Below are 23,314 nucleotides of genomic sequence, written 5' to 3'. Positions count from 1 at the left end.
GTCTCAGGAAATGCCGTCTATCCTATGGGTATGGCGTCATCAGCCATCTAATTTTTGTTTCTATTTTTTATCCTTACAGGAGTGCGGCATATGTCAAAAGGGCATTCGCTACAAGACCCTTACTTGAATACTTTGCGTAAAGAGAAGGTTGGCGTTTCCATCTACCTGGTCAACGGGATCAAGCTGCAGGGGACTATCGAGTCTTTCGACCAGTTCGTGATTCTGCTGAAAAACACCGTGAGCCAAATGGTTTACAAACACGCTATCTCGACAGTCGTACCAGTACGTCCTATTCGTCTGCCAAGCGCAGCTGAATCGGAACTGGCAGACGCTGAACCAGGTAACGCCTGATAGGAGTCTGCTTTGTTCTTTGAGCGCCACGGTGGTGGTGAGCGAGCGATCCTCGTTCACTTGGAAGGACAGGACCCTGAGGCGCGCGAAGATCCGCAGGAGTTCCAGGAGTTAGCTGTATCGGCCGGCGCCGAGACGGTCGCGTTTTTTAACGTGCCGCGTCATCGGCCATCGGCCAAGTACCTGATTGGCAGTGGCAAGGTCGAGGAGTTACGCGACCTGGTCAAGGCCGAGAAGGTCGACATCGTGATTTTCAATCACGTCCTCACCCCCAGTCAGGAGCGTAACCTCGAGCGTGTATTCGAGTGTCGCGTGCTTGACCGTACCGGGCTGATTCTCGATATCTTCGCTCAGCGTGCCCGTACCCATGAAGGCAAGTTGCAGGTCGAACTGGCCCAGCTTGATCACATGAGTACGCGTCTTGTGCGCGGCTGGACTCACCTTGAGCGTCAGGGCGGTGGCATTGGTATGCGCGGGCCGGGTGAAACCCAGCTCGAAACCGACCGTCGTCTGTTGCGCGTACGCATCAGCCAGATCAAGGCCCGTCTGAAAAAAGTCCGCAGTCAACGCGAGCAGTCCCGTAGAGGGCGCCAACGCGCCGATATTCCTACGGTGTCGCTGGTGGGCTATACCAACGCCGGCAAATCCACGCTGTTCAATGCGGTCACCGGCTCTGACGTGTTCGCCGCCGACCAGTTGTTCGCCACACTTGACCCTACCTTGCGCCGTCTTGATCTGGCCGATCTGGGGCCGATCGTGCTGGCTGACACCGTGGGCTTTATTCGTCACCTTCCGCACAAGCTTGTTGAGGCTTTCCGGTCTACGCTCGAAGAGTCGAGCAATTCCGATTTGCTGCTGCACGTTATCGATGCGCACGAACCTGAGCGCATGGCGCAGATTGAGCAGGTGATGGTGGTGCTGGGCGAAATTGGTGCCCAGGACTTGCCGATCCTCGAGGTCTACAACAAAATCGATTTGCTTGAAGGTGTCGAGCCGCAGATCCAGCGTGATGCCGACGGCAAACCGCAGCGGGTCTGGTTGTCGGCGCGTGAAGGGGTCGGGCTGGAGTTGCTTGAACAGGCCATCGCCGAGTTGCTGGGTAATGATTTGTTCGTTGGCACCTTGCGCTTGCCTCAGCGTTTTGCTCGACTGCGTGCCCAGTTCTTTGAATTGGGCGTGGTACAAAAAGAACAACATGATGAAGAAGGTGCCTGTCTGCTGGATGTGCGCCTACCGCGATCCGAGTTAAACCGCTTGGTCAGCCGCGAAGGGATGCAGCCGCTGGAATTTATCGAACAACACACTTTGCAATAAAAGCCTCGCAAAGCGGCTGTGCCGCTATGGTAGGCATTCTGTAGCATTGGTCGGCGCGCCGTGGGCGCGTCTTTGCTTTATCAGATGGAGAGCGCTATGGCTTGGAATGAGCCGGGTGGCAACTCGAATAATCAAGATCCTTGGGGTGGCAAACGCCCGAATAACGGCGGCCGCAAGGGACCACCAGATCTCGACGAGGCCTTCCGAAAGCTGCAGGAAAGCCTGAATGGGTTGTTCGGTGGTGGGAAAAAACGTGGTAGCGGCGACGGCGGATCGAACGGCGGCAAAGGTGCTGGTTATGGCCTGCTGGGTATCGGTCTGGTGGTGCTGGCTGCAGCCTGGCTGTATAGCGCGGTTTACGTGGTCGACGAGCAGGAGCAAGCCGTAGTGCTGCGCCTGGGCAAGTACTACGACACCGTAGGGCCGGGTCTGAACATCTACTTCCCGCCGTTCGATAAAAAGTACCTGGAGAACGTGACGCGTGAGCGTGCGTACACCAAGCAGGGCCAGATGCTCACTGAAGACGAAAACATCGTCGAAGTGCCGCTGACCGTGCAGTACAAGATCAGCAACCTGCGCGACTTCGTGTTGAACGTCGATCAGCCGGAAGTCAGCCTGCAACAGGCCACTGACAGTGCCTTGCGTCACGTAGTGGGCTCCACTGCGATGGATCAGGTGCTGACCGAAGGCCGTGAACAGATGGCTGTAGACATCAAGGAACGCTTGCAGCGTTTCCTCGATACCTACAAGACCGGTATCACTGTGACCCAGGTCAACGTACAGAACGCAGCGGCACCGCGTGAAGTGCAGGAAGCCTTTGATGACGTGATCCGCGCCCGTGAAGACGAGCAGCGTGCCCGCAACCAGGCAGAAAGCTACGCCAATGGCGTGGTGCCGGAAGCGCGCGGTCAGGCCCAGCGCATCATCGAAAACGCCAATGGCTATCGTGATGAAGTGATTTCCCGCGCCAAGGGTGAGGCAGACCGCTTTACCAAACTGGTGAGCGAATATCGCAAGGCTCCGGATGTTACGCGTGACCGTCTGTACCTGGACACCATGCAGGAAGTCTTCAGCAACACCAGCAAAGTACTCGTGACCGGCAACAAAAACGGCCAGAGCAACCTGCTGTACTTGCCATTGGACAAAATGATCGAAGGCCGTAATGGCAGCAACCCGGCAACGGGCTCGGCAGCTGCGGCGGGCAATAACGATTCGGCATCCCATGCCAAATCGGATATGCCGACACCACCGCGTACCAGGGAGAGTCGCTGATGAGCAATAAATCGCTGATCGCCCTTATTGTTGCCGTTGTCGTGGCGATTGTTGCCTGGAACAGCTTCTACATCGTTTCGCAAACCGAACGTGCCGTGATGCTGCGCTTCGGTCGTGTGGTGCAGGACGATGTTCCGCCGGGTCTGCATGTGAAGATTCCTTACGTCAACCAGGTTCGCAAGTTCGACGGCCGCCTGATGACGCTGGATGCTCCGACTCAGCGTTTTCTGACGCTGGAAAAGAAAGCGGTAATGGTTGATGCCTTCGCCAAGTGGCGTGTGAAAGATGCCGGTCGCTTCTACGCAGCGACTTCGGGTCTTAAGCAAGTTGCTGACGAGCGCTTGTCGCGTCGTCTCGAATCGGGTCTGCGTGACCAGTTCGGCAAGCGCACGCTGCACGAGGTTGTGTCCGGTGAGCGCGATGCGCTGATGGCTGACCTGACGGCGTCGCTGAACAAAATGGCGGAAAAAGAGCTGGGCATCGAAGTGGTTGATGTCCGGGTCAAGGCCATCGACCTGCCGAAAGAAGTCAACCGCAGCGTTTTCGAACGTATGAGCAGTGAGCGTGAGCGTGAAGCCCGTGAGCACCGCGCCAAGGGTAACGAGCTGGCAGAAGGCATTCGTGCTGACGCCGATCGTCAAGCCCGCGTGCTGTTGGCTGAAGCGTATCGCCAGTCTGAAGAGGCTCGTGGTGACGGTGATGCCCAGGCTTCCGCAATCTACTCCAAGGCTTACGGCCAGGATCAGGAGTTCTACAAGTTCTATCGCAGCCTGCGCGCTTACCGCGAAAGCTTTGCGAACAAGAGCGATGTACTGGTTCTGGACCCGAGCAGCGATTTCTTCCGCTACCTGGAAAAATCCAAGCCGGCACAGCAGTAAAGGGAGCGTCGCCGGTCACTGCAGGAGCGGGGAAACGCGCTCCTGCACATGAGTAACTGGCGCATGCATTCACTCCGCCTGGCGGGCAAATTGCCTGGCGGGGTGATCCTTTTAGAAAACGTGTGTATGATGCGGCAGCCGGGAAATTCCCGGCTTTTTTGCGTCTGCATGTTTGATTGACCGACTGTTACAACGTCGGCAGATTTTTCGAGGGATGTGCAAGCCTGTCACTTTGGGCTTTTTTGCTGTGCGCGTTCAAGACGCAGCCACGTTCTGCTTTACTCAAGGCTTGCCTGCTGGCTGGCCGCCCGGATCATAGGGGAATGGCGTAATGGCAACGGTAGACCGCTGGCTTCTGCCAGATGGCATCGAAGAAGTACTTCCACCTGAGGCAGCCCGCATTGAAGTGGCGCGCCGTCAGGTGTTGGATCTGTTCCAGGGCTGGGGCTATGAGTTCGTCGTCACCCCGCATATCGAATACCTGGAGTCCTTGCTGACAGGGGCTGGCCAGGATCTCGATTTGCGGACCTTTAAGGTTATTGACCCGCAGACGGGTCGCCAGATGGGTTTTCGTGCCGACATCACTCCGCAAGTGGCGCGCATCGATGCGCATACCTTGCGTCGTGAAGGCCCGAGCCGTCTGTGCTACGCCGGCAGCGTGCTGCATGCTCAGCCGCGCGGGTTGTCATCCTCGCGCAGCCCGATCCAGCTGGGTGCCGAGTTGTATGGCGATGCCAGCCCGAGCAGCGACGTGGAAGTCATCAGCTTGATGCTGGCCATGTTGCAATTGGCCGATGTGCCGGATGTCCATATGGACCTGGGTCACGTTGGCATTTACCGCGGTCTGGCCCGTGCGGCCAACCTGTCGGTTGAAGTGGAACAACAATTGTTCGACGCTCTGCAACGCAAGGCGATCGACGAAGTAACGGCCTTGACCGAAGGTTTGCCGGCTGATTTGGCAGGCATGCTGCAGGCATTGGTTGGTTTGTGCGGCGGCCGTGAGGTGCTGGTTGCTGCGCGCGAGCGTCTGGCCCGGGCTCCGGCCCCGGTTCTGGCTGCTCTGGACGATTTGCTGGCGATTGCCGAGCGGTTGTCTGTGCGTTTCCCGCAGCTGCCGCTGTATTTTGACCTGGGTGAGTTGCGTGGGTATCACTACCACACAGGTGTGGTCTTTGCGGTATTTGTTCCGGGCGTTGGGGATTCCATCGCCCAGGGCGGTCGTTATGACGATATCGGTGCTGTTTTCGGGCGTGCCCGTCCGGCGACCGGTTTTTCGACTGATTTGAAAACCCTGGTCACCCTGGGGCGTGCTGAAGTCGAGCTACCGTCTGGCGGTATCTGGATGCCTGACAGTACGGATGCGGCACTCTGGCAGCAGGTTTGCCAGCTTCGCAGTGAAGGTCAGCGTGTGGTTCAGGCGTTGCCTGGGCAGTCACAGGCTGCCGCCAGTGAGGCGGACTGCGACCGCCAATTGATTCAGCAGAACGGCTTGTGGCAAGTAGTGCCGCTGGCTTCTTGAGTTTTCCTGCCGGCGGCTGCCGGCACCAAGTTTGCGCGAAGAGGACAAGTGTTATGGGTAAGAATGTCGTAGTCCTGGGCACCCAATGGGGTGATGAGGGCAAAGGCAAGATCGTTGATCTGCTGACCGAACATGCTGCCGCTGTAGTGCGCTACCAGGGTGGCCACAATGCTGGCCACACCTTGGTAATCGACGGTGAAAAAACCGTTCTGCACCTGATCCCGTCGGGCGTATTGCGCGAAGGCGTGCAGTGCCTGATCGGCAACGGTGTGGTGGTTGCTCCCGACGCCCTGTTGCGTGAAATCATCAAGCTGGAAGAGAAAGGCGTACCGGTGCGCGAGCGCCTGCGTATCAGCCCGTCCTGCCCGCTGATCCTGTCGTTCCACGTAGCGCTGGACCAGGCTCGTGAAAAGGCCCGTGGCGAGCTGAAGATCGGTACTACCGGTCGCGGCATTGGCCCGGCATACGAAGACAAGGTTGCTCGTCGTGGCCTGCGTGTGGGCGATCTGCTCAACATGCCGCGCTTTGAAGCCAAGCTGCGTGAATTGGTGGAATACCACAACTTCATGCTGGTGGGTTACTACAAAGAAGCCGCCATCGACTTCGACAAGACCCTGGCCGAGTGCAAGGAATACGCCGAGCTGCTCAAGCCGCTGATGCTGGACGTGACTGCCGAGCTGCACGGCCTGCGCCGCGCTGGCAAAGACATCATGTTCGAAGGCGCTCAGGGCTCGTTGCTGGACATCGACCACGGTACCTACCCGTACGTGACCAGCTCCAACACTACCGCTGGCGGTGTTGCCACCGGTTCGGGCGTTGGCCCGATGTTCCTGGATTACATCCTGGGCATCACCAAGGCTTACACCACTCGCGTTGGTTCGGGTCCATTCCCGACCGAGCTGTTCGACGAAGTGGGCGCTCACCTGGCCAAGCAGGGTCACGAGTTCGGTGCAACCACCGGCCGTGCCCGTCGTTGTGGCTGGTTCGACGCCGTTATCCTGCGTCGCGCTATCGATGTGAACAGCATCTCGGGCATCTGCCTGACCAAGCTGGACGTACTCGACGGTCTGGAAACCATCAACATTTGCGTCGGCTACAAAGATGCAAACGGCAATGTGCTGGTTGATGCGCCGACCGATGCTGACAGCTACGAAGGTCTGCAGCCGGTTTACGAAGCTGTACCGGGCTGGACCGAGTCGACCGTGGGTGCCAAAACCCTGGAAGAGCTGCCTGCTGCTGCGCGTGCTTACATCAAGCGCGTAGAAGAGCTGATCGGCGCTCCGATCGACATCATTTCGACTGGCCCGGATCGCAACGAGACTATCGTTCTGCGTCACCCGTTCGCTTAAGACGTTTTGATGTAAAGCAAAGGGCCCTTCGGGGCCCTTTGTTGTTTCTGCCTGCCATGCGGCACGACCCTTGCTGTGAGAGTTGCCATTAAGGTGCCATCAATATAATGGCACCGCTGTGGAGGGGTTTCCTGTGTCTGCCGTTCTCTCACTGTTACGAAGTCGTCTGCTGCGACCTGTATTCGTTACCCTTGGTATCGCACTTTTGGTGCAGGTGCTGGTGGCTGTTGCACTGACCCGGAGCACAGTGACGGCGCTGGAGTCTGATCTGGATGCGGGGCTGGGGGCGGACAGTCAAAAGCTTTCGGCTGAGCTGGAGCAGGCCGGACGAGAGGTCAAGAGCAGCCTTGAAGGGCTGTCTGCCAGCACCCGTGAGCGTCTGACGGCCGGGCTGGCGCCGCGTTTGAAAGAAGAGCAGATGCAATTGCGCAATGCACTGGAAAAGAATCTGATGGATTCGGCCAATGATATGGCGCAACTGTTAGCGGCTGTGGCGCCGCGGGCCATCTGGGATAATGACGTGCCCACGCTGTCCGAGTTCGCCCGGCGCGCCCAGCGCAATCCCAATGTGCTGTTTGTGGTCTATGACGACGTTGCCGGGCAACATCTGACGCGCTACCTCAATCGTGAAAACCCGATCAACAAAGCCCTTTTGGAGAAGGGCAAGGGAGAGCGGGCGCTGGATAAAGTGCTGGACGCAGCGCGGCACGATCCGGCGGTGTATTACCTCGAAGCCCCCATCAGCCCCAATGGCGTGGAGATTGGCAAGGTGTTGATGGGGGTTTCCACGGCCTCGGTCGAGAAGGACCTGGCGGCTCTCGATAAGCGTTTTGCGCAACTGATAGTCAACAGTGAGCATCTGGTGGATGAAAGCCTGCAGGGCGCCGCCAACGACAGCTCGGCAGCCCTGGGGGCGCGTCTGGAGTCGGCTCAGGCAGCGGCGGCACAGATGCAGGCCAATACCGCACAGACTGTCCGTGATGCGGCTGACACCTTGCGCTGGCGCATTGGTATGGGATTGGCGATTGTCGGTCTGGGTGTCTTGCTGTTGCTGGCGGTGGTGCTGGGGCGGCGGGTGGTCAACAAGCTGCTGCTGATGATTGCCGCGTTGAATGATCTGGCCGCAGGCGAGGGTGATCTGACCAAGCGCGTGGGCCTGGACAGCAAGGATGAGATTGGCGATATGGCGGCGGCGGTGAACCGCTTTATCGACAAGTTGCAGCCCATTGTGCGGGAGGCGGGGGATGTGGCGCAGCGTACCGGGGTCGAGATCGGGGCCATGACGGAGCGCAATGCCGGGGCCAATGCTGCGGCCCAGTTGCAGCGCGATGAGGTGGCGCAGAGCCTGGAGGCACTGTCGACCATGGCCGATGCGGCGCAGTCTGAAAGTCAGGCGATGCAGGCGGCGCTCAAGCAGGTGCAGGATATTCGTCAGGCGACCGATGAAAATACCCGCACCTCGGCGCAAGTGGGCGGCCTGATCGAGGCGCTGGCCGGGCAGGTCGGCGCTGGAGCCAGGGTCATCGAGCGCCTGGCACAGCAAAGTGAGCAAATCGAAGTGGTGCTGACTGTCATTCACGGCATTGCCGAGCAGACCAATCTTCTGGCCCTCAATGCGGCTATTGAGGCTGCGCGGGCAGGGGAGACGGGCCGCGGCTTTGCCGTGGTGGCGGATGAAGTGCGGGCGCTGGCCAGCAAGACGCAAAGCTCCACCGGTGATATCCAGGCCCATATCGTGGCCTTGCAGCAGGGTGCCAAGGAGGCGGTGGCGGCGATCGGGCTGGCAGGGCGTCAGGCCAATGAGGGGTTGGCAGTACTGCGTGGCAGCGTGCAGTTGCAAAAAACCGTGCAGGCTTCTGTTGAGCAGGTGCACGCCGCGATTGGTGACGCTACCAAAGCTGCTGAGCATCAGGCCCGGGGCGCGCATGCGGTACGTGGGCGGGTTGAGGTGATCCATGCCCAGGCCGAGCGTGCGGCGCAGGCGGTCAACGAAACGACCGCCAGCGGGCAGGTGCTGGATGGTCTGGCGGCGCAGCTGAAAGCGAGCCTGGGGCAGTTCAGGGCATAGGCCGCGAGCAACCTGCAGGAGCGAGTTACCCGGCGGGTTGTTAGTGGCTCAGGTACATCTTGGTGGTCAGCAGGTACACCGGCAGTCCCGAGACCACTATCAACAGCGCCGCATAGGGTGCCGCCGCCGCGAACTCGATGTTCGAGGTGTGAGCCCAGACCTGTGTTGCCAATGTATTGAGTCCGGTGGGGCTCAGCAGCAGCGTGGCGGTCAGTTCTTTCATGGCGTCCAGGAACACCAGGGCAAATGCCGCCCCCAGTGCCGGGAAAATGATTGGCAATGTCACCCGGCAAAATGCCGAAAACGACGATGCGCCCAAGGTGCGTGCTGCTTCTTCGAGCTGCGGAGCTGCCTTGTTCAGCGCCGTGCGAATCGGCGCCTGCGCCAGAGGCAAAAACAGCAAGGCATAGGCGATCAGCAGCAGGGCCGAGGTCTGGTACAGCGCAGGCACGTAATGCAGCGAGAAGTACACCAGCGCCAGGGCGATCACCAGGCCGGGCAGTGCATGCAGCAGATACGGCAGGCGCTCGGCCCAGATCGCCAGTTGGCCTTTGTAGCGCACCACCAGCAGGCCGACAGGTACTGCCAGTACCAGGCACAGTGCAGCACCGCCCAGCGCCAGTGACAGGGAGGCGAACAGCGCCTCGCCAATGGCTGCCATCGGGAATGCCGCCGAGCTGCCTTTGACCAGCCAGTACACCAGCATGCCCAGCGGAATCCCGCTGCCAATGATGGCCAGTGCCAGGCAATACAGCTGGCCAAAAAATGACCACTTGCCCAGTTGCACCTGCTCGGCGCGCCGTGCCGCACCCTGGCCGATCCGAATGTGCCGGCCTTTGCCGCGCACTTTCAGTTCCAGCCACAGCAGGCTCAAGCACATCACCAGCAGTACCGCCGAAAGCATGGCCGCATTGGCGTTGCTGAACGACAGCTCGAATTGTTGGTAGATGGCGGTGGTGAAGGTCTGCAGCCCGATGATCGACAGCGCGCCGAATTCCACCAGCATGTGCAGGGCAATCAGCAGCGAGCCCGCCAGCAACGAAGGCCAGAGCAGCGGCAGGGTGATTTTGAAAAATACCCCCCAGCGATTCTGGCCCAGGGTGCGGGCCGACTCTTCAAGTGCCGGATCGAGATTGCGCAGCGTAGCCGCGACCGGCAGGAAGATCAGCGGATATTTGGACAGGCTCATCACCAGGATGGCGCCGCCCAGGCCCTCGAAGCTGGAGCTGAGCGATACCCAGGTGAAGCTGCTGACGAATGCAGGTACGGCAAACGGCAGGCACAGGATCACGCCCCAGAGGCGTCGCCCCGGCAAGCTGCTGCGCTCCAGTAACCAGGCCAGCGACAAACCGATCAGGGCGCAGGTTACCGTTACACCAACCATCAACAGCAGCGTGTTGCGCATCAGGTCAAATACGAAGGGCCGCCACAACAAGTGCACCGCTTGTGCCCATCCGGCCTGCCAGGCCTTGGTGCCGACATACAGCAGCGGCAACAGGCTCAGGCCCACCAGTAACAGCACCGGTAATAACAGCCAGACAGAGGGCTTTTTGCGTTTCACGTTAAAGCGTGCAGGTTGGGCGGCAGACAGCATCAGAGCAGGCCTACATCTTGTTCAAGCTCCAGCGCTTCATCAGCGTTGCCAAGGTCGGCCGGGGTGATTTTTGGCGGTTGCAGTTCATCGAACGGCTTGAGGCCGCGTTCCGACACCATGCCTTTGCGCATCGGGTATTCAGCGGTGGTGTTGGTGATCACCCGCTGACCTTCTTCGCTGGCCATGTAAGCCAGGAGTTGCTGGGCTTCTTTGGGGTGTTTGCTGGCCTTCAAAACGCCGGCGCTGGATACGGTGATCAGGCCGCCCGCATCGCCATCGGTGAAGTAGTGCAGTTTGGAGTTCAGCTTGCCTTTCTCGCGCTGCAAGGCGAACCAGTAGTAATTGTTGACCAGTACGGCGGCCACTTCACCATTCTCGACCGCTTTGAGGGCAACCATGTTGTTGGTGTAGGTCTTGCCGAAGGCGCGCAGACCGGTCAGCCATTCTTCTGCAGCTTCGCGGCCATGCAGTTTGATGATGGCCACAGCCTGTTCCTGGAATGCGCCGCTGGTGGGTACAAAACCGATCTTGCCCTGCCATTCGGGGCCGGCGAAATCCAGAACTGACTTGGGCAGTTCTTCTTCCTTGACCTTGTCCGGGTTGAACGCCACGACGCGGGTGCGTGCAGTCACGCCGATCCAGGTATCGTTGGCGGCCACGTATTCCTTGGGCAGTACTTGCAAGGTGCTGTCGTCGACCTTGGCCAGGAAGCCCTGTTCGCCAAGACTGTTCAGTGGCGGCGACTCCTCGGCGTAGAACACGTCGGCAGGCGAGCGATCGCCTTCTTCGACGATCTGGCTGGCCAACTGGTTGCTGCTACCTTTGCGCACATTGACGTGAATGCCGGTCTTGGCTTCAAAGGCAGCGGCGAGGTTGTCGCCGACTTCTTTGTGCTGGCCGTTATACAGGGTCAGGGTTACAGGATCGGCAGCGTGAGCGGCGGGAGTGATCAGAGTCAGACCAAGAGTTGCGATGGACAAACTACGCAGTAGAAATGTTGCAAGCTGGGTATTTCGGAGCATCATTCGCTGGGTTCCTCGCTTGGGTACTACAAAACTTGTAACAATAATAAACGATATTGCTTCTCAAGTGCGCCACAAGGATAGGGCGATGGTCGTAGGAGAGGGGGCAAGTGCAGGGTGGGAGGCGATTGCCGGCCACAGAAACGCAAAAACCCGCTTTCGCGGGTTTTTGTGAGGCTTCGAATGTTTTCAGTGAAAACACTTGAAGCTTGAATTGGTGCCCAGAAGAAGACTCGAACTTCCACGACCTTGCGGTCACCAGCACCTGAAGCTGGCGTGTCTACCAATTTCACCATCTGGGCATTATCAGCAACGTTGCCGCTGTTGATGTGGCGCACTATACGGAGCACTTTTAATTCTGTAAAGCCCTGTTTTATTTAGTTTTAATAAATCAGCGGCTTAGAATGCAAAAACCCGCTTTCGCGGGTTTTTGTGTGAGTCTGCAGATTGTACTAATCTGCATCTCTGAATTGGTGCCCAGAAGAAGACTCGAACTTCCACGACCTTGCGGTCACCAGCACCTGAAGCTGGCGTGTCTACCAATTTCACCATCTGGGCATCATCTTCAACGCTGTTGCCGTTGTCGATGGCGCGCACTATACGGACGACCCTTTGACCTGTAAAGCGTTGTGCATAAAAATAGTGAAAAAAATTCGCGAACGGTTAGTCCGCGACATGAATGTGTGCCAGAACGGGCTATTACGGCTCTGTATGAGTCCGAAATTTCCCGTTTCAATACGCGTATGCCAAACTAACCCGCATATAGACAAGGTGAAAACTATCTAATGGCCGATTGGCAGACCCTCGATCCCGAGGCCGCACGTGAAGCGGAAAAATACGAAAACCCTATCCCTAGCCGCGAGCTGATCCTTCAGCATCTGGCCGAGCGTGGTTCGCCGGCTGCTCGCGAGCAGTTGGTAGAAGAGTTCGGTCTGACTACAGAAGACCAAATCGAGGCCTTGCGTCGTCGCCTGCGTGCGATGGAGCGTGATGCCCAGCTCATTTATACCCGCCGTGGCACTTATGCGCCGGTGGACAAGCTCGACCTGATTCTCGGCCGCATCAGTGGCCATCGCGATGGCTTCGGCTTTCTGATCCCTGATGATGGCAGTGACGACCTGTTCATGAGCCCGTCGCAAATGCGCCTGGTGTTCGATGGTGACCGTGCGCTGGCCCGCGTTTCGGGGCTGGATCGCCGTGGTCGTCGTGAAGGCGTAATCGTCGAAGTGGTTTCGCGTGCTCACGAAACCATCGTGGGTCGTTACTTCGAAGAAGGCGGCATTGGCTTTGTAGTTGCCGACAATCCGAAGATCCAGCAAGAAGTGCTGGTTACCCCGGGTCGCAATGCAGGCGCCAAGGTGGGTCAGTTTGTCGAAGTGAAGATTACCCACTGGCCGACGCCGCGCTTCCAGCCGCAAGGTGATGTGCTTGAAGTGGTGGGCAACTACATGGCGCCCGGCATGGAAATCGACATTGCCCTGCGCACCTACGACATTCCTCACGTCTGGCCGGAAGCGGTGCTTAAAGAAGCCGCCAAGCTCAAGCCTGAAGTCGAAGAGAAAGACAAAGAGAAGCGCATCGATCTGCGCCATCTGCCGTTCGTCACCATTGACGGCGAAGATGCCCGCGACTTCGATGACGCTGTTTACTGCGAAGCCAGGCCTGGCAAGCTGCGCCTGTTCTCGGGTGGCTGGACCTTGTACGTGGCCATTGCCGACGTATCCAGCTACGTGAAAATCGGTTCGGCACTGGATGCCGAGTCTCAGGTTCGTGGCAACTCGGTGTACTTCCCTGAGCGCGTGATTCCGATGCTGCCTGAGCAGCTGTCCAACGGTCTGTGCTCCCTGAACCCGAAAGTTGACCGTTTGGCGATGGTTTGCGAGATGACCATCTCCAAATCCGGCGAAATGACCGACTACAAGTTCTACGAGGCGGTGATTCACTCCCAGGCGCGCCTGACCTACAACAAGGTCAGCACCATTCTGGAACAGCCGAAAACCAGCGAAGCCAAGCAACTGCGCAGCGAATACGCTGATGTAGTGCCGCACCTCAAGCAGCTTTACTCGCTGTATAAAGTGCTGCTGGCCGCTCGTCATGTGCGTGGTGCGATTGATTTTGAAACCCAGGAAACCCGGATTATCTTCGGCTCCGAGCGCAAAATTGCCGAGATTCGCCCGACCACCCGTAATGACGCGCACAAGCTGATCGAAGAATGCATGCTGGCGGCCAACGTGGCCACCGCCGAGTTCCTCAAAAAGCACGAAATTCCAGCTCTGTATCGCGTTCACGATGGTCCGCCACCTGAGCGTCTGGAAAAACTCCGTGCATTCCTCGGTGAGCTGGGTCTGAGCCTGCACAAAGGCAAGGACGGCCCGTCGCCGAAGGATTACCAGGCGTTGCTGGCCAGCATCAAGGATCGTCCGGATTTCCACCTGATCCAGACCGTGATGCTGCGTTCGTTGAGCCAGGCGGTGTACAGCGCTGATAACCAGGGCCACTTCGGCCTGAATTATGAAGCCTATACCCACTTCACTTCGCCGATTCGTCGCTACCCGGACTTGCTCACGCACCGGGCGATTCGCAGCGTTATCCATTCCAAAATGGATACCCCGCACGTTCGTCGTGCCGGCGCGATGACGATTCCGAAAGCGCGTATCTATCCGTACGACGAAGCGATCCTCGAACAGCTCGGCGAACAATGTTCGATGAGCGAGCGCCGTGCCGACGAAGCCACGCGTGACGTGACCAACTGGCTCAAGTGCGAGTTCATGAAGGATCGTGTTGGCGAGTCGTTCCCGGGTGTAGTGACGGCAGTAACGGGCTTTGGCCTGTTTGTCGAACTGACCGACATTTATGTAGAAGGTCTGGTCCACGTGACCGCCTTGCCGGGCGACTACTACCACTTCGATCCTGTGCATCACCGCCTGGCGGGCGAGCGCACCGGTCGCAGCTTCCGTCTGGGCGATACCGTTGAAGTGCGAGTAATGCGCGTCGATCTCGACGAACGCAAAATCGACTTCGAAATGGCTGAGAAAACCCTCAGCGCGCCGATTGGTCGTAAAAATCGTGGTACTGACGCACCTGCTGGCAAAAATGCTGGGAAATCCGGCACCAAAGCCACAGAGAAGCCCGTCGAACCGGCTCCGGCCGCTCGTCGTAGCGCGCCCAAAACTGCCAAGAAATCCGACGAGACCTATCGTCCTGGCGATGCTGCGGCCAAAAATGCCGAGCTGCGCAAAAGTCGTGAATTGAAACAGGCGCTGCTGGCCGACGCGAAAAACGGCGGTCGTGCAGCTGAGTCGGGAAAGTCGGGTAGGGGGGCACCTGCTAAAGACGCAGGCAAGCCTTCCAAGCCGAGCAAACATCGTAAAGGCCCGCCAAAATCGGGCACCGCTCCTGCCGCCAAAAGTGGTGGAGCGCGTAAACCTAAGGTCAAGTCATGAGCCAGTTGGAAAAAATCTACGGTATTCACGCTGTAGAAGCGTTGCTTCGTCACCACCCGAAACGCGTCAAGCAAGTGTGGCTGGCTGAAAGCCGCAACGATCCGCGGGTTCAGACCCTGATCGCGCTGGCCGCTGAAAACCGGATCGATGTCGGTAACGCTGAACGTCGCGAGATGGACGTTTGGGTTGAAGGCGTGCACCAGGGTGTTGTGGCTGATGTAAGCCCGAGCCAGGTGTGGGGCGAGGCCATGCTCAACGAATTGCTGGATCGTACCGAAGGTGCTCCGCTGATTCTGGTGCTGGACGGCGTGACTGACCCGCACAACCTGGGTGCCTGTTTGCGCACGGCGGATGCGGCGGGTGCTCTGGCCGTCATCGTACCTAAAGACAAGTCTGCAACCTTGACCCCGACTGTACGAAAAGTAGCCTGCGGCGCGGCGGAAGTGATTCCGTTGGTTGCGGTTACCAACCTTGCGGCCACGCTGAAAAAGCTTCAACAGCGCGGACTGTGGATCGTGGGTACTGCCGGCGAAGCCGAGCAGGAACTGTACGACCAGGACATGACTGGCCCGACCATCCTTATTATGGGTGCGGAAGGCAAAGGCATGCGCCGCCTGACTCGCGAGCACTGCGATTACCTGGTGCGCCTGCCGATGGCCGGTAGCGTCAGCAGCCTGAACGTATCGGTAGCGACGGGGGTTTGCCTGTTCGAAGCCCTGCGCCAGCGCAGCGTCAAGGCCAAGACTTCTTCGAAGAAGAAGTAAGCAGCACGCTACATCACTGTGGGAGCCGGCTTGCCGGCGATGGCATCAGCGCGGTCTGTCAGACCCATCGCGTTGTAATCATCGCCAGCAAGCAGGCTCCCACAGTCGCTTGTGGTGGGTGAAGGTCTAGATTGTTCAAATAATCACCAATTGCCTTGCACCTCTCTTGTCCCTTCTCTACAATTGCGCCCCTTGCCGTCATGGCGGGCGCATATGTGCCTCTCTAGGCAAGACACACAAGTGTCATTCACTCCTTGTCTGACCGCTTTTTAGTTAGCGGCAGGCTACAACCCGTAAGGAGCATTCATGCGTCATTACGAAATCATCTTTTTGGTCCACCCGGATCAAAGCGAACAAGTCGGCGGCATGGTAGAGCGTTACACCAAGCTGATCGAAGAAGACGGCGGCAAAATCCACCGTCTGGAAGATTGGGGCCGTCGTCAACTGGCCTACGCAATCAACAATGTTCACAAGGCTCACTACGTGATGCTGAACGTTGAATGCACTGGCAAAGCCCTGGCTGAGCTGGAAGACAACTTCCGTTACAACGATGCTGTGATCCGTAACCTGGTCATCCGTCGCGACGAAGCCGTAACTGGCCAGTCCGAGATGCTCAAGGCTGAAGAGAACCGCAGTGAGCGCCGTGAGCGTCGTGACCGTCCTGAGCATTCTGACAGCGCCGATGGCGATGACAGCGATAACAGCGACGCCAGCGATAACGCTGACGAGTAATCCACGGACCTTTTGAGGAGCCAATTACATGGCACGTTTCTTCCGTCGTCGTAAATTCTGCCGCTTCACCGCAGAAGAAGTGAAAGAGATCGATTACAAGGATCTCAACACTCTGAAAGCTTACGTATCCGAAACCGGCAAAATTGTTCCAAGCCGTATCACCGGTACTAAAGCTCGTTATCAGCGTCAGCTGGCCACCGCTATCAAGCGCGCCCGCTTCCTGGCCCTGCTGGCCTACACCGACAGCCACGGCCGCTGAGACCGGGCAGTCGACAAGTAGTAAAGGATTGAAAGCATGCGCGCCTTAGCTGAGTTCATCATGCGAGGCCGTGTGCAGGCCGCGTTAATCGTGGCCGGATGTGCGGCATTGCCGTTTTTGTTCTGGTTGAGTGCTGCTGCGGGTTGCCTTGTGCTCCTGCGGCGCGGTCCGAGAGATGCCTTGAGCATTCTCTCATGGGCTCTACTGCCGGCCTTGGTCTGGTGGTTTATCGGAGAACCTCGCACCTTGATGGTGCTGCTGGGATCTCTGGGATTGGCGATGATGTTACGCGCCGGTCAGCCCTGGCATCGCGTGCTGCTGGTCAGCGTGGCGTTGGGTGTAGTGTATGGCGTGATCCTGGGTACGGTTTTCCGCGAACCCATTGGTGCGATGGCGCAGGAGTTGGAAAAACTTCTGCCGCAGGTCCTCAATGGTCTCTACGACAAGTTATCTGACGTAGAGCGAGCGCGCCTAGGAGCATTGATTGCCCCTGTTCTTACCGGTTTGATTGCAGCTTTGATGCAGGTCGTCAGCTTGCTTAGCCTGATTATCGGGCGTTACTGGCAGGCGTTGTTGTACAACCCGGGCGGTTTTGCCAGCGAATTTCGCAGCATCCGCCTACCGCTGGGCCCAGCGTTACTGTTGCTGGCGTGCATGCTTGTAGGACCGAACTTCGGTCCTCAAATGGCCATGCTTACGCCGTTGTGCAGCGTAGCGTTGTTCTTCGCCGGGCTGGCCCTGATCCATGGGCTGGTGGCGCAAAAGCGACTGGCCAAGTTTTGGCTGGTGGGGTTGTACGTCACGCTGTTGCTGTTTATGCAGCTGATCTATCCGTTGCTCGTGGTCTTGGCCATTGTCGACAGCCTGATTGATTTCCGTGGACGTCTGGCGCCGAAAGACGCTGATAAAGACTCTGCGGACGGTGAAGGTTAAAAGTTAAGAGGATTTTCACATGCAACTGATCCTTCTGGAAAAAGTCGCGAACCTGGGCAACCTGGGCGACAAAGTAAATGTTAAGGCCGGTTACGGTCGTAACTACCTGCTGCCGTACGGCAAAGCTACCGCTGCAACCGCTGCCAACCTGGCTGCGTTTGAAGAGCGTCGTGCTGAGCTGGAACAAGCAGCAGCAGACAAGAAAGCTTCGGCTGAAACACGCGCTGCCCAACTGGCTGAGCTGGAAGTGACTATCACTGCCACCGCTGGCGACGAAGGCAAGCTGTTCGGTTCGATCGGCACCCACGACATCGCTGATGCACTGACCGCCTCTGGCGTTGAAGTTGCTAAAAGCGAAGTTCGTCTGCCGAACGGCACTATCCGCAACGTTGGCGAATTCGACGTGGCTGTGCACTTGCACGCCGAAGTTGAAGCAACCGTACGCGTTGTTGTGGTAGCTGCTTAAGCAGTCTTAACTGACTGGCACCTTGTGTGTCAGGCGGTTAACATCGGGCACGATCCTGTTTACAGGTCGTGCCCTTTGTCTTTCTGCTGTTCCTGATTTTAAAACCCCCAGCTTTTACAAATTAACCAAGTGGCCATGAACGATATCTCCGCTCCTGAGCAATACGACCTGCAAACCGCATCCCTGAAGGTGCCGCCGCATTCCATCGAGGCCGAACAGGCCGTGCTCGGTGGTTTGATGCTGGACAACAACGCCTGGGAACGCGTGCTGGATCAAGTCTCGGACGGCGACTTCTATCGACATGACCATCGCCTGATCTTCCGCGCAATTGCCAAGCTGGCGGACCAGAACTCCCCGATTGACGTCGTGACCCTTGCCGAGCAACTGGACAAGGAAGGTCAGACGTCGCAAGTCGGTGGCCTGGGCTACCTGGGCGAACTGGCAAAAAACACGCCGTCGGTCGCCAACATCAAGGCCTATGCGCAGATCGTTCGCGAGCGCGCCACGCTGCGCCAGCTGATCGGTATCAGCACCGAAATCGCCGATAGCGCGTTCAATCCTGAAGGGCGCAATGCCGCCGAGATTCTTGACGAAGCCGAGCGGCAGATCTTTGCAATTGCCGAGGCCCGGCCAAAAACCGGCGGCCCGGTCAGCGTCAATGATCTGTTGACCAAAGCCATCGACCGGATCGATACACTGTTCAACACCGACAACGCCATTACCGGCCTGTCCACCGGCTACACCGACCTCGATGGCATGACCAGTGGCTTGCAGCCGTCTGACCTGATCATCGTGGCCGGTCGTCCATCGATGGGTAAAACCACCTTTGCGATGAACCTGGTGGAAAACGCGGTATTGCGCAGCGAAAAAGCGGTACTGGTGTACTCCCTCGAGATGCCAGGCGAATCGCTGATCATGCGTATGCTGTCGTCTCTGGGGCGCATCGACCAGACCAAGGTCCGTGCCGGTCGACTGGAAGACGATGACTGGCCGCGCCTGACCTCGGCGGTCAACCTGCTCAACGACCGCAAGCTGTTCATCGATGACACGGCCGGTATCAGCCCGTCGGAAATGCGCGCCCGTACCCGGCGCCTGGTACGTGAACACGGTGAGATCGGTCTGATCATGATCGACTACCTGCAACTGATGCAGATCCCCGGTTCGGGCGGTGACAACCGCACCAACGAAATCTCCGAGATTTCCCGCTCCCTGAAAGCCCTGGCCAAAGAATTCAATTGCCCGGTGGTGGCGCTGTCACAGCTCAACCGTTCTCTTGAGCAGCGGCCCAACAAGCGCCCGATCAACTCTGACTTGCGTGAATCCGGAGCCATCGAGCAGGATGCCGACGTCATCATGTTCGTGTACCGGGACGAGGTTTATCACCCCGAAACCGAGCACAAGGGCATTGCCGAAATCATCATCGGCAAGCAGCGTAACGGCCCTATCGGTACCACGCGCCTGGCGTTTATCGGCAAATACACGCGCTTCGAAAACCTGGCGCCGGGCAGCTACAACTTCGACGACGATTAACCGCCCGCTGCGTGGTTGCCCTGGCGGTCACGCTTAGGTTATTGCCGGCAAGGCGGGCATGTGAGGGATCGCAATCACAGGCTCCAATCAATTCCGACCATTACCGTCGGAATTGATCATTTTTTGTGCTATATTCCGCGCCCGCGAATTTCTTCGTAAATGACGCGCCCAATTTTCTGTACTCAACACCGGTCATCGACATGCAATCAGCCAAGCCTCTATTTGACTATCCCAAGTACTGGGCCGAATGTTTCGGTCCAGCGCCATTCCTGCCAATGAGCAGGGAGGAGATGGATCAGCTTGGCTGGGATTCATGCGACATCATCATCGTCACCGGTGATGCCTATGTCGACCACCCGTCGTTCGGCATGGCCATCATCGGTCGCTTGCTGGAGTCCCAGGGCTTCCGTGTGGGCATCATTGCGCAGCCGAACTGGCAGTCCAAAGACGACTTCATGAAGCTGGGCGAGCCGAACCTGTTCTTTGGCGTCGCGGCCGGCAACATGGACTCGATGATCAACCGCTACACCGCCGACAAAAAAATCCGTTCCGATGACGCCTACACCCCCGGTGGCATGGCTGGCAAACGTCCGGATCGCGCGAGCCTGGTGTATAGCCAGCGCTGCAAGGAAGCCTATAAAAATGTACCGATCGTACTCGGTGGCATCGAGGCATCTCTGCGCCGTATCGCCCATTACGACTACTGGCAGGACCGCGTGCGCAACTCGATCCTGATCGACGCCTGCGCCGACATCCTGCTGTACGGCAACGCCGAACGTGCCATTGTCGAAGTTGCCCAGCGTTTGTCGTATGGCCACAAGATCGAAGACATTACCGATGTTCGCGGCACCGCGTTCATTCGTCGCGATACGCCCAAAGACTGGTACGAAGTCGACTCCACGCGTATCGACCGTCCGGGCAAGATCGACAAGATCATCAACCCGTACGTGAACACCCAGGACACCCAGGCCTGCGCCATCGAGCAGGAAAAAGGTCCGGTTGAAGACCCGAACGAAGCCAAGGTCGTGCAACTTCTGGCCAGCCCGCGCATGACCCGTGACAAGACGGTAATCCGTCTGCCATCGGTAGAGAAAGTGCGTGGCGACTCGATTCTGTACGCCCACGCCAACCGCGTGCTGCACCTTGAAACCAACCCGGGTAACGCCCGTGCGCTGGTGCAGAAGCATGGCGAAGTGGATGTGTGGTTCAACCCGCCGCCGATCCCTATGACCACCGAAGAAATGGACTACGTGTTTGGCATGCCTTACGCACGTGTTCCGCATCCTGCGTACGGCAAGGAAAAAATCCCGGCCTACGACATGATCCGCTTCTCGGTGAACATCATGCGTGGCTGCTTTGGCGGCTGCACCTTCTGCTCCATTACCGAGCACGAAGGCCGGATCATCCAGAACCGTTCCGAAGAGTCGATCATTCGCGAAATCGAAGAGATCCGTGACAAGGTGCCAGGCTTTACCGGCGTCATTTCCGACCTCGGTGGCCCGACCGCGAACATGTACCGCATCGCCTGCAAAACGCCGGAAATCGAATCCGCGTGCCGCAAGCCATCCTGCGTGTTCCCGGGTATTTGCCCGAACCTGAACACCGACCACTCGTCGTTGATTCAGCTGTATCGCAGCGCCCGTGCCTTGCCGGGGGTGAAGAAAATCCTGATTGCTTCCGGTCTGCGCTACGACCTCGCGGTCGAATCGCCGGAATACGTTAAAGAGCTGGTGACGCACCACGTAGGTGGTTACCTGAAGATCGCCCCGGAACACACCGAGGAAGGTCCGCTCAACCAGATGATGAAGCCGGGCATTGGCAGCTATGACAAGTTCAAGCGCATGTTCGAGAAGTACACCAAGGAAGCAGGCAAAGAGCAGTACCTGATCCCGTACTTCATCGCCGCTCACCCCGGCACCAAAGATGAAGACATGATGAACCTTGCGCTGTGGCTCAAGGGCAATGGCTTCCGTGCTGACCAGGTGCAGGCGTTCTACCCGTCGCCGATGGCCACTGCCACCGCGATGTACCACTCGGGCAAGAACCCGCTGCGCAAGGTCACGTACAAAAGCGACTCGGTGGTTATCGTCAAGAGCGAAGAACAGCGTCGGCTGCACAAGGCGTTCTTGCGCTACCACGACCCCAAGGGCTGGCCAATGCTGCGTGAGGCCCTGACCCGCATGGGCCGTGCCGACCTGATTGGTTCGGGTAAAGACCAGCTGATTCCATTGCATCAGCCAGCCACTGACAGCTACCAGAGTGCCCGTCGCAAAAACTCGACGCCTGCAGGCAGCCACAAGGTCGCCGGCGAAAAAACCACCAAGATCCTCACCCAGCACACCGGCCTGCCGCCGCGTGCCAGCGATGGTGGTAACCCGTGGGACAAGCGCGAGCAGGCCAAGGCCGCTGCATTTGCCCGTAACAAGCAGGCTGCCAAAGAGCGCCATGAAGCGGCCAAGGGCGGTAAGAGCCAGAAGCCGACCCGTAAGCCGGTGGTACCGCGCTAACGTCTGCCGGGGCCGGTTAGCCGGCTCCTGCAAAAGCGCTTTGGCCAAACACAACGCCAGCCTTCGGGCTGGCGTTGTGCATTCTGCGCGCGCACAAGCTCGTCAGGCGTGAATCGACTGATTGGTGCAAGGGATGCGAGGGAGGGTGGTCTGGAGCGTCTGAGGATGCAGCACAGGCAATCAGGTGGACTGCGAGGATCAACAGCCGGGCTGCTGATCCTGATCACAGATCCTGTGGGCCGGGTTGTGGATAACCGGGCCGAGGGTATTACGCGTCGGGTGCTTTTTGTTCTACGGCGTCGGTGTTTTCAGCAACAACCTCAGCTTCTGCATCGACGTCAACGTCGGCATTCGGGTCCAGCTCTACAGTACCTTCCTCAGCAGCCGCTTTCTTGCGGGCAAGCTTTTCTTCTTTCTTCTGCTCTTTAGCCAAGTCTCTTTGACGCTTAGCGAAGTTGTAATTTGGTTTGGCCATGGGCGATCCTCTGGGGGTCGAAGGGGTTGAGCGGCGCGTATTCTGCCCTGTATTAGTGCTTAGCCGTTAGCTGGGTTTTAGCAAGTCGCTATTTTGCGCTGAAAACACGACTCTACACTGCCGAAAAAGCCGGTTGTGGATTAAATCTCTGAACGAAGCTGAGAGCAGCGGCTGATCAGCGCGGAAAGTCCCGTCACTTATTCCTCCGAATACCCTGTTGATGACCTAAGGTGATAAGCCCGGCGTTCCTCTGGTGGGCGAATTGTTTCGAACAATGCCAGGACCATGATTCAGATCATTGGAATCGAGACAATTTTCGGGCAATCTGTATACAGATTTTTTTCATACCCTGCCTTGGAGATACACCATGTTTGCCAAAGTTCTTGCGGTATCCCTTTTGACCCTGGCCAGCGGCCATTTGCTGGCGGCTGAATGCGCTGTGACTGTCGATTCGACTGACCAAATGTCTTACAACACCAAAGAGATCGTCATCGACAAGTCCTGCAAGACCTTCACCGTTAACCTGACGCACTCCGGCAGCTTGCCGAAAAACGTCATGGGTCATAACTGGGTGTTGAGCAAAACTGCAGACATGGCAGGTGTAGCGACTGACGGCATGGCCGCCGGGCTGGATAAAAACTACCTGAAAGACGGTGACACCCGCATCATTGCCCACACCAAGATCATTGGTGCCGGTGAGAAAGACTCGGTGACCTTCGACGTGTCGAAATTGAATCCGGCTGAATCGTACGAGTTCTTCTGCACATTCCCGGGCCACAACTCGATGATGAAAGGCGCCGTGGTCCTCAAATAAGCCCCGGCCTGCCAATCAACAGCC

General features: G+C 58.0%; 18 protein-coding genes, 2 tRNA genes and 2 pseudogenes. 17 read left to right on the top strand and 5 right to left on the bottom strand.

The genetic code is table 11. The features are described 5' to 3' along the window. The first annotated feature begins 90 nt into the window (after positions 1-90). The 8 genes and pseudogenes from hfq to FEZ21_RS22830 all read left to right on the top strand — a co-directional run. Positions 91-351, top strand: a complete 261-nt coding sequence (gene hfq, locus FEZ21_RS01455; protein ID WP_003439025.1) for an RNA chaperone Hfq — start codon at positions 91-93, stop codon at positions 349-351. 12 nt (positions 352-363) lie between these two features. Then, positions 364-1,665, top strand: a complete 1,302-nt coding sequence (hflX, locus tag FEZ21_RS01450) for a ribosome rescue GTPase HflX (protein WP_003439028.1) — start codon at positions 364-366, stop codon at positions 1,663-1,665. Between the two features lie 96 nt (positions 1,666-1,761). Beyond that, positions 1,762-2,937, top strand: a complete 1,176-nt coding sequence (gene hflK, locus FEZ21_RS01445) for an FtsH protease activity modulator HflK (protein ID WP_003439030.1) — start codon at positions 1,762-1,764, stop codon at positions 2,935-2,937. Continuing rightward, entirely contained in the window at positions 2,937-3,815 is an 879-nt protein-coding gene (hflC, locus tag FEZ21_RS01440) for a protease modulator HflC (protein WP_003439032.1), read from the top strand. Before hflK ends, hflC begins: the two co-directional genes overlap by 1 nt. Positions 3,816-4,146: 331 nt before the next feature. Then, complete coding sequence (locus FEZ21_RS01435; protein WP_003439034.1) at positions 4,147-5,334, top strand: ATP phosphoribosyltransferase regulatory subunit; 1,188 nt, start codon at positions 4,147-4,149, stop codon at positions 5,332-5,334. A 53-nt stretch (positions 5,335-5,387) separates the two neighbouring features. Beyond that, the gene (locus tag FEZ21_RS01430; protein WP_003439037.1) at positions 5,388-6,683 is read left to right on the top strand and encodes an adenylosuccinate synthase; all 1,296 of its coding nucleotides are present in this window, start codon (positions 5,388-5,390) and stop codon (positions 6,681-6,683) included. Between the two features lie 418 nt (positions 6,684-7,101). Continuing rightward, a pseudogene (locus tag FEZ21_RS22835) lies at positions 7,102-7,845 on the top strand (methyl-accepting chemotaxis protein); the annotation flags it as partial. A gap of 411 nt (positions 7,846-8,256) precedes the next feature. Next, positions 8,257-8,751, top strand: a pseudogene (locus FEZ21_RS22830) (methyl-accepting chemotaxis protein); the annotation flags it as partial. Between the two features lie 40 nt (positions 8,752-8,791). Here the strand turns inward: FEZ21_RS22830 and FEZ21_RS01420 are convergent. The 4 genes from FEZ21_RS01420 to FEZ21_RS01405 form a co-directional block, all read right to left on the bottom strand. After that, on the bottom strand, positions 8,792-10,345 hold the full coding sequence (locus FEZ21_RS01420) for an iron ABC transporter permease (protein ID WP_160626286.1): 1,554 nt from the start codon (positions 10,343-10,345) through the stop codon (positions 8,792-8,794). Beyond that, positions 10,345-11,370 carry an iron ABC transporter substrate-binding protein gene (locus FEZ21_RS01415; RefSeq protein WP_003439042.1) on the bottom strand — a complete coding sequence of 342 codons (1,026 nt, stop codon included), beginning with the start codon at positions 11,368-11,370 and terminating at the stop codon, positions 10,345-10,347. The genes FEZ21_RS01420 and FEZ21_RS01415 overlap by 1 nt, the downstream gene beginning before the upstream one ends. 212 nt (positions 11,371-11,582) lie before the next feature. Then, a tRNA-Leu gene (locus tag FEZ21_RS01410) sits at positions 11,583-11,669 on the bottom strand. Positions 11,670-11,838: 169 nt separating this feature from the next. After that, positions 11,839-11,925 (bottom strand) — tRNA-Leu (locus FEZ21_RS01405). A gap of 227 nt (positions 11,926-12,152) precedes the next feature. Between FEZ21_RS01405 and rnr the strand changes: the two genes are divergently transcribed. From rnr to FEZ21_RS01365, 8 genes are all read left to right on the top strand, one after another. After that, a complete protein-coding gene (gene rnr / locus FEZ21_RS01400) occupies positions 12,153-14,810 on the top strand; it encodes a ribonuclease R (RefSeq protein WP_003439043.1) in 2,658 nt (885 codons plus the stop codon). Beyond that, positions 14,807-15,574, top strand: a complete 768-nt coding sequence (gene rlmB / locus FEZ21_RS01395) for a 23S rRNA (guanosine(2251)-2'-O)-methyltransferase RlmB (RefSeq protein WP_003439044.1) — start codon at positions 14,807-14,809, stop codon at positions 15,572-15,574. Before rnr ends, rlmB begins: the two co-directional genes overlap by 4 nt. Positions 15,575-15,880: 306 nt before the next feature. Beyond that, positions 15,881-16,306 carry a 30S ribosomal protein S6 gene (gene rpsF, locus FEZ21_RS01390; protein ID WP_003439045.1) on the top strand — a complete coding sequence of 142 codons (426 nt, stop codon included), beginning with the start codon at positions 15,881-15,883 and terminating at the stop codon, positions 16,304-16,306. Between the two features lie 28 nt (positions 16,307-16,334). Next, positions 16,335-16,565 carry a 30S ribosomal protein S18 gene (gene rpsR, locus FEZ21_RS01385; protein ID WP_003171373.1) on the top strand — a complete coding sequence of 77 codons (231 nt, stop codon included), beginning with the start codon at positions 16,335-16,337 and terminating at the stop codon, positions 16,563-16,565. A gap of 36 nt (positions 16,566-16,601) precedes the next feature. Further along, complete coding sequence (locus tag FEZ21_RS01380; protein WP_003439046.1) at positions 16,602-17,498, top strand: hypothetical protein; 897 nt, start codon at positions 16,602-16,604, stop codon at positions 17,496-17,498. 19 nt (positions 17,499-17,517) lie between these two features. Further along, positions 17,518-17,964, top strand: coding sequence for a 50S ribosomal protein L9 (gene rplI, locus FEZ21_RS01375; protein WP_003439047.1), 447 nt, complete (start codon positions 17,518-17,520; stop codon positions 17,962-17,964). Between the two features lie 135 nt (positions 17,965-18,099). Beyond that, positions 18,100-19,494: a replicative DNA helicase gene (gene dnaB, locus FEZ21_RS01370; RefSeq protein ID WP_003439048.1), complete on the top strand. Its 1,395-nt coding sequence runs from the start codon at positions 18,100-18,102 to the stop codon at positions 19,492-19,494. 200 nt (positions 19,495-19,694) lie between these two features. After that, complete coding sequence (locus tag FEZ21_RS01365; protein WP_003439049.1) at positions 19,695-22,001, top strand: YgiQ family radical SAM protein; 2,307 nt, start codon at positions 19,695-19,697, stop codon at positions 21,999-22,001. A gap of 268 nt (positions 22,002-22,269) precedes the next feature. On the opposite strand, the gene FEZ21_RS01360 is transcribed toward FEZ21_RS01365, so the two are convergent. After that, a complete protein-coding gene (locus tag FEZ21_RS01360; protein ID WP_003439050.1) occupies positions 22,270-22,476 on the bottom strand; it encodes a hypothetical protein in 207 nt (68 codons plus the stop codon). A gap of 367 nt (positions 22,477-22,843) precedes the next feature. Between FEZ21_RS01360 and azu the strand changes: the two genes are divergently transcribed. Then, entirely contained in the window at positions 22,844-23,290 is a 447-nt protein-coding gene (gene azu, locus FEZ21_RS01355; protein ID WP_003439051.1) for an azurin, read from the top strand. The last annotated feature ends 24 nt before the right edge of the window (positions 23,291-23,314 follow it).

Source organism: Pseudomonas sp. 9.1(2019) (assembly GCF_009910445.1).
Classification (GTDB): domain Bacteria; phylum Pseudomonadota; class Gammaproteobacteria; order Pseudomonadales; family Pseudomonadaceae; genus Aquipseudomonas; species Aquipseudomonas paraversuta.
Note: the sequence above shows the minus strand (reverse complement) of the source record. Positions and strands in the feature narration are given on the sequence as shown.

Bases quoted from the DNA above. Each gene is read 5' to 3' on its own strand.
- hfq (WP_003439025.1), top strand. From the start codon at position 91: ATGTCAAAAGGGCATTCGCTACAAGACCCTTACTTGAATACTTTGCGT.
- hflK (WP_003439030.1), top strand. From the start codon at position 1,762: ATGGCTTGGAATGAGCCGGGTGGCAACTCGAATAATCAAGATCCTTGG.
- hflC (WP_003439032.1), top strand. From the start codon at position 2,937: ATGAGCAATAAATCGCTGATCGCCCTTATTGTTGCCGTTGTCGTGGCG.
- FEZ21_RS01435 (WP_003439034.1), top strand. From the start codon at position 4,147: ATGGCAACGGTAGACCGCTGGCTTCTGCCAGATGGCATCGAAGAAGTA.
- FEZ21_RS01430 (WP_003439037.1), top strand. From the start codon at position 5,388: ATGGGTAAGAATGTCGTAGTCCTGGGCACCCAATGGGGTGATGAGGGC.
- FEZ21_RS01420 (WP_160626286.1), bottom strand. From the start codon at position 10,345: ATGCTGTCTGCCGCCCAACCTGCACGCTTTAACGTGAAACGCAAAAAG.
- FEZ21_RS01415 (WP_003439042.1), bottom strand. From the start codon at position 11,370: ATGATGCTCCGAAATACCCAGCTTGCAACATTTCTACTGCGTAGTTTG.
- rnr (WP_003439043.1), top strand. From the start codon at position 12,153: ATGGCCGATTGGCAGACCCTCGATCCCGAGGCCGCACGTGAAGCGGAA.
- rlmB (WP_003439044.1), top strand. From the start codon at position 14,807: ATGAGCCAGTTGGAAAAAATCTACGGTATTCACGCTGTAGAAGCGTTG.
- rpsF (WP_003439045.1), top strand. From the start codon at position 15,881: ATGCGTCATTACGAAATCATCTTTTTGGTCCACCCGGATCAAAGCGAA.
- rpsR (WP_003171373.1), top strand. From the start codon at position 16,335: ATGGCACGTTTCTTCCGTCGTCGTAAATTCTGCCGCTTCACCGCAGAA.
- FEZ21_RS01380 (WP_003439046.1), top strand. From the start codon at position 16,602: ATGCGCGCCTTAGCTGAGTTCATCATGCGAGGCCGTGTGCAGGCCGCG.
- rplI (WP_003439047.1), top strand. From the start codon at position 17,518: ATGCAACTGATCCTTCTGGAAAAAGTCGCGAACCTGGGCAACCTGGGC.
- dnaB (WP_003439048.1), top strand. From the start codon at position 18,100: ATGAACGATATCTCCGCTCCTGAGCAATACGACCTGCAAACCGCATCC.
- FEZ21_RS01365 (WP_003439049.1), top strand. From the start codon at position 19,695: ATGCAATCAGCCAAGCCTCTATTTGACTATCCCAAGTACTGGGCCGAA.
- FEZ21_RS01360 (WP_003439050.1), bottom strand. From the start codon at position 22,476: ATGGCCAAACCAAATTACAACTTCGCTAAGCGTCAAAGAGACTTGGCT.
- azu (WP_003439051.1), top strand. From the start codon at position 22,844: ATGTTTGCCAAAGTTCTTGCGGTATCCCTTTTGACCCTGGCCAGCGGC.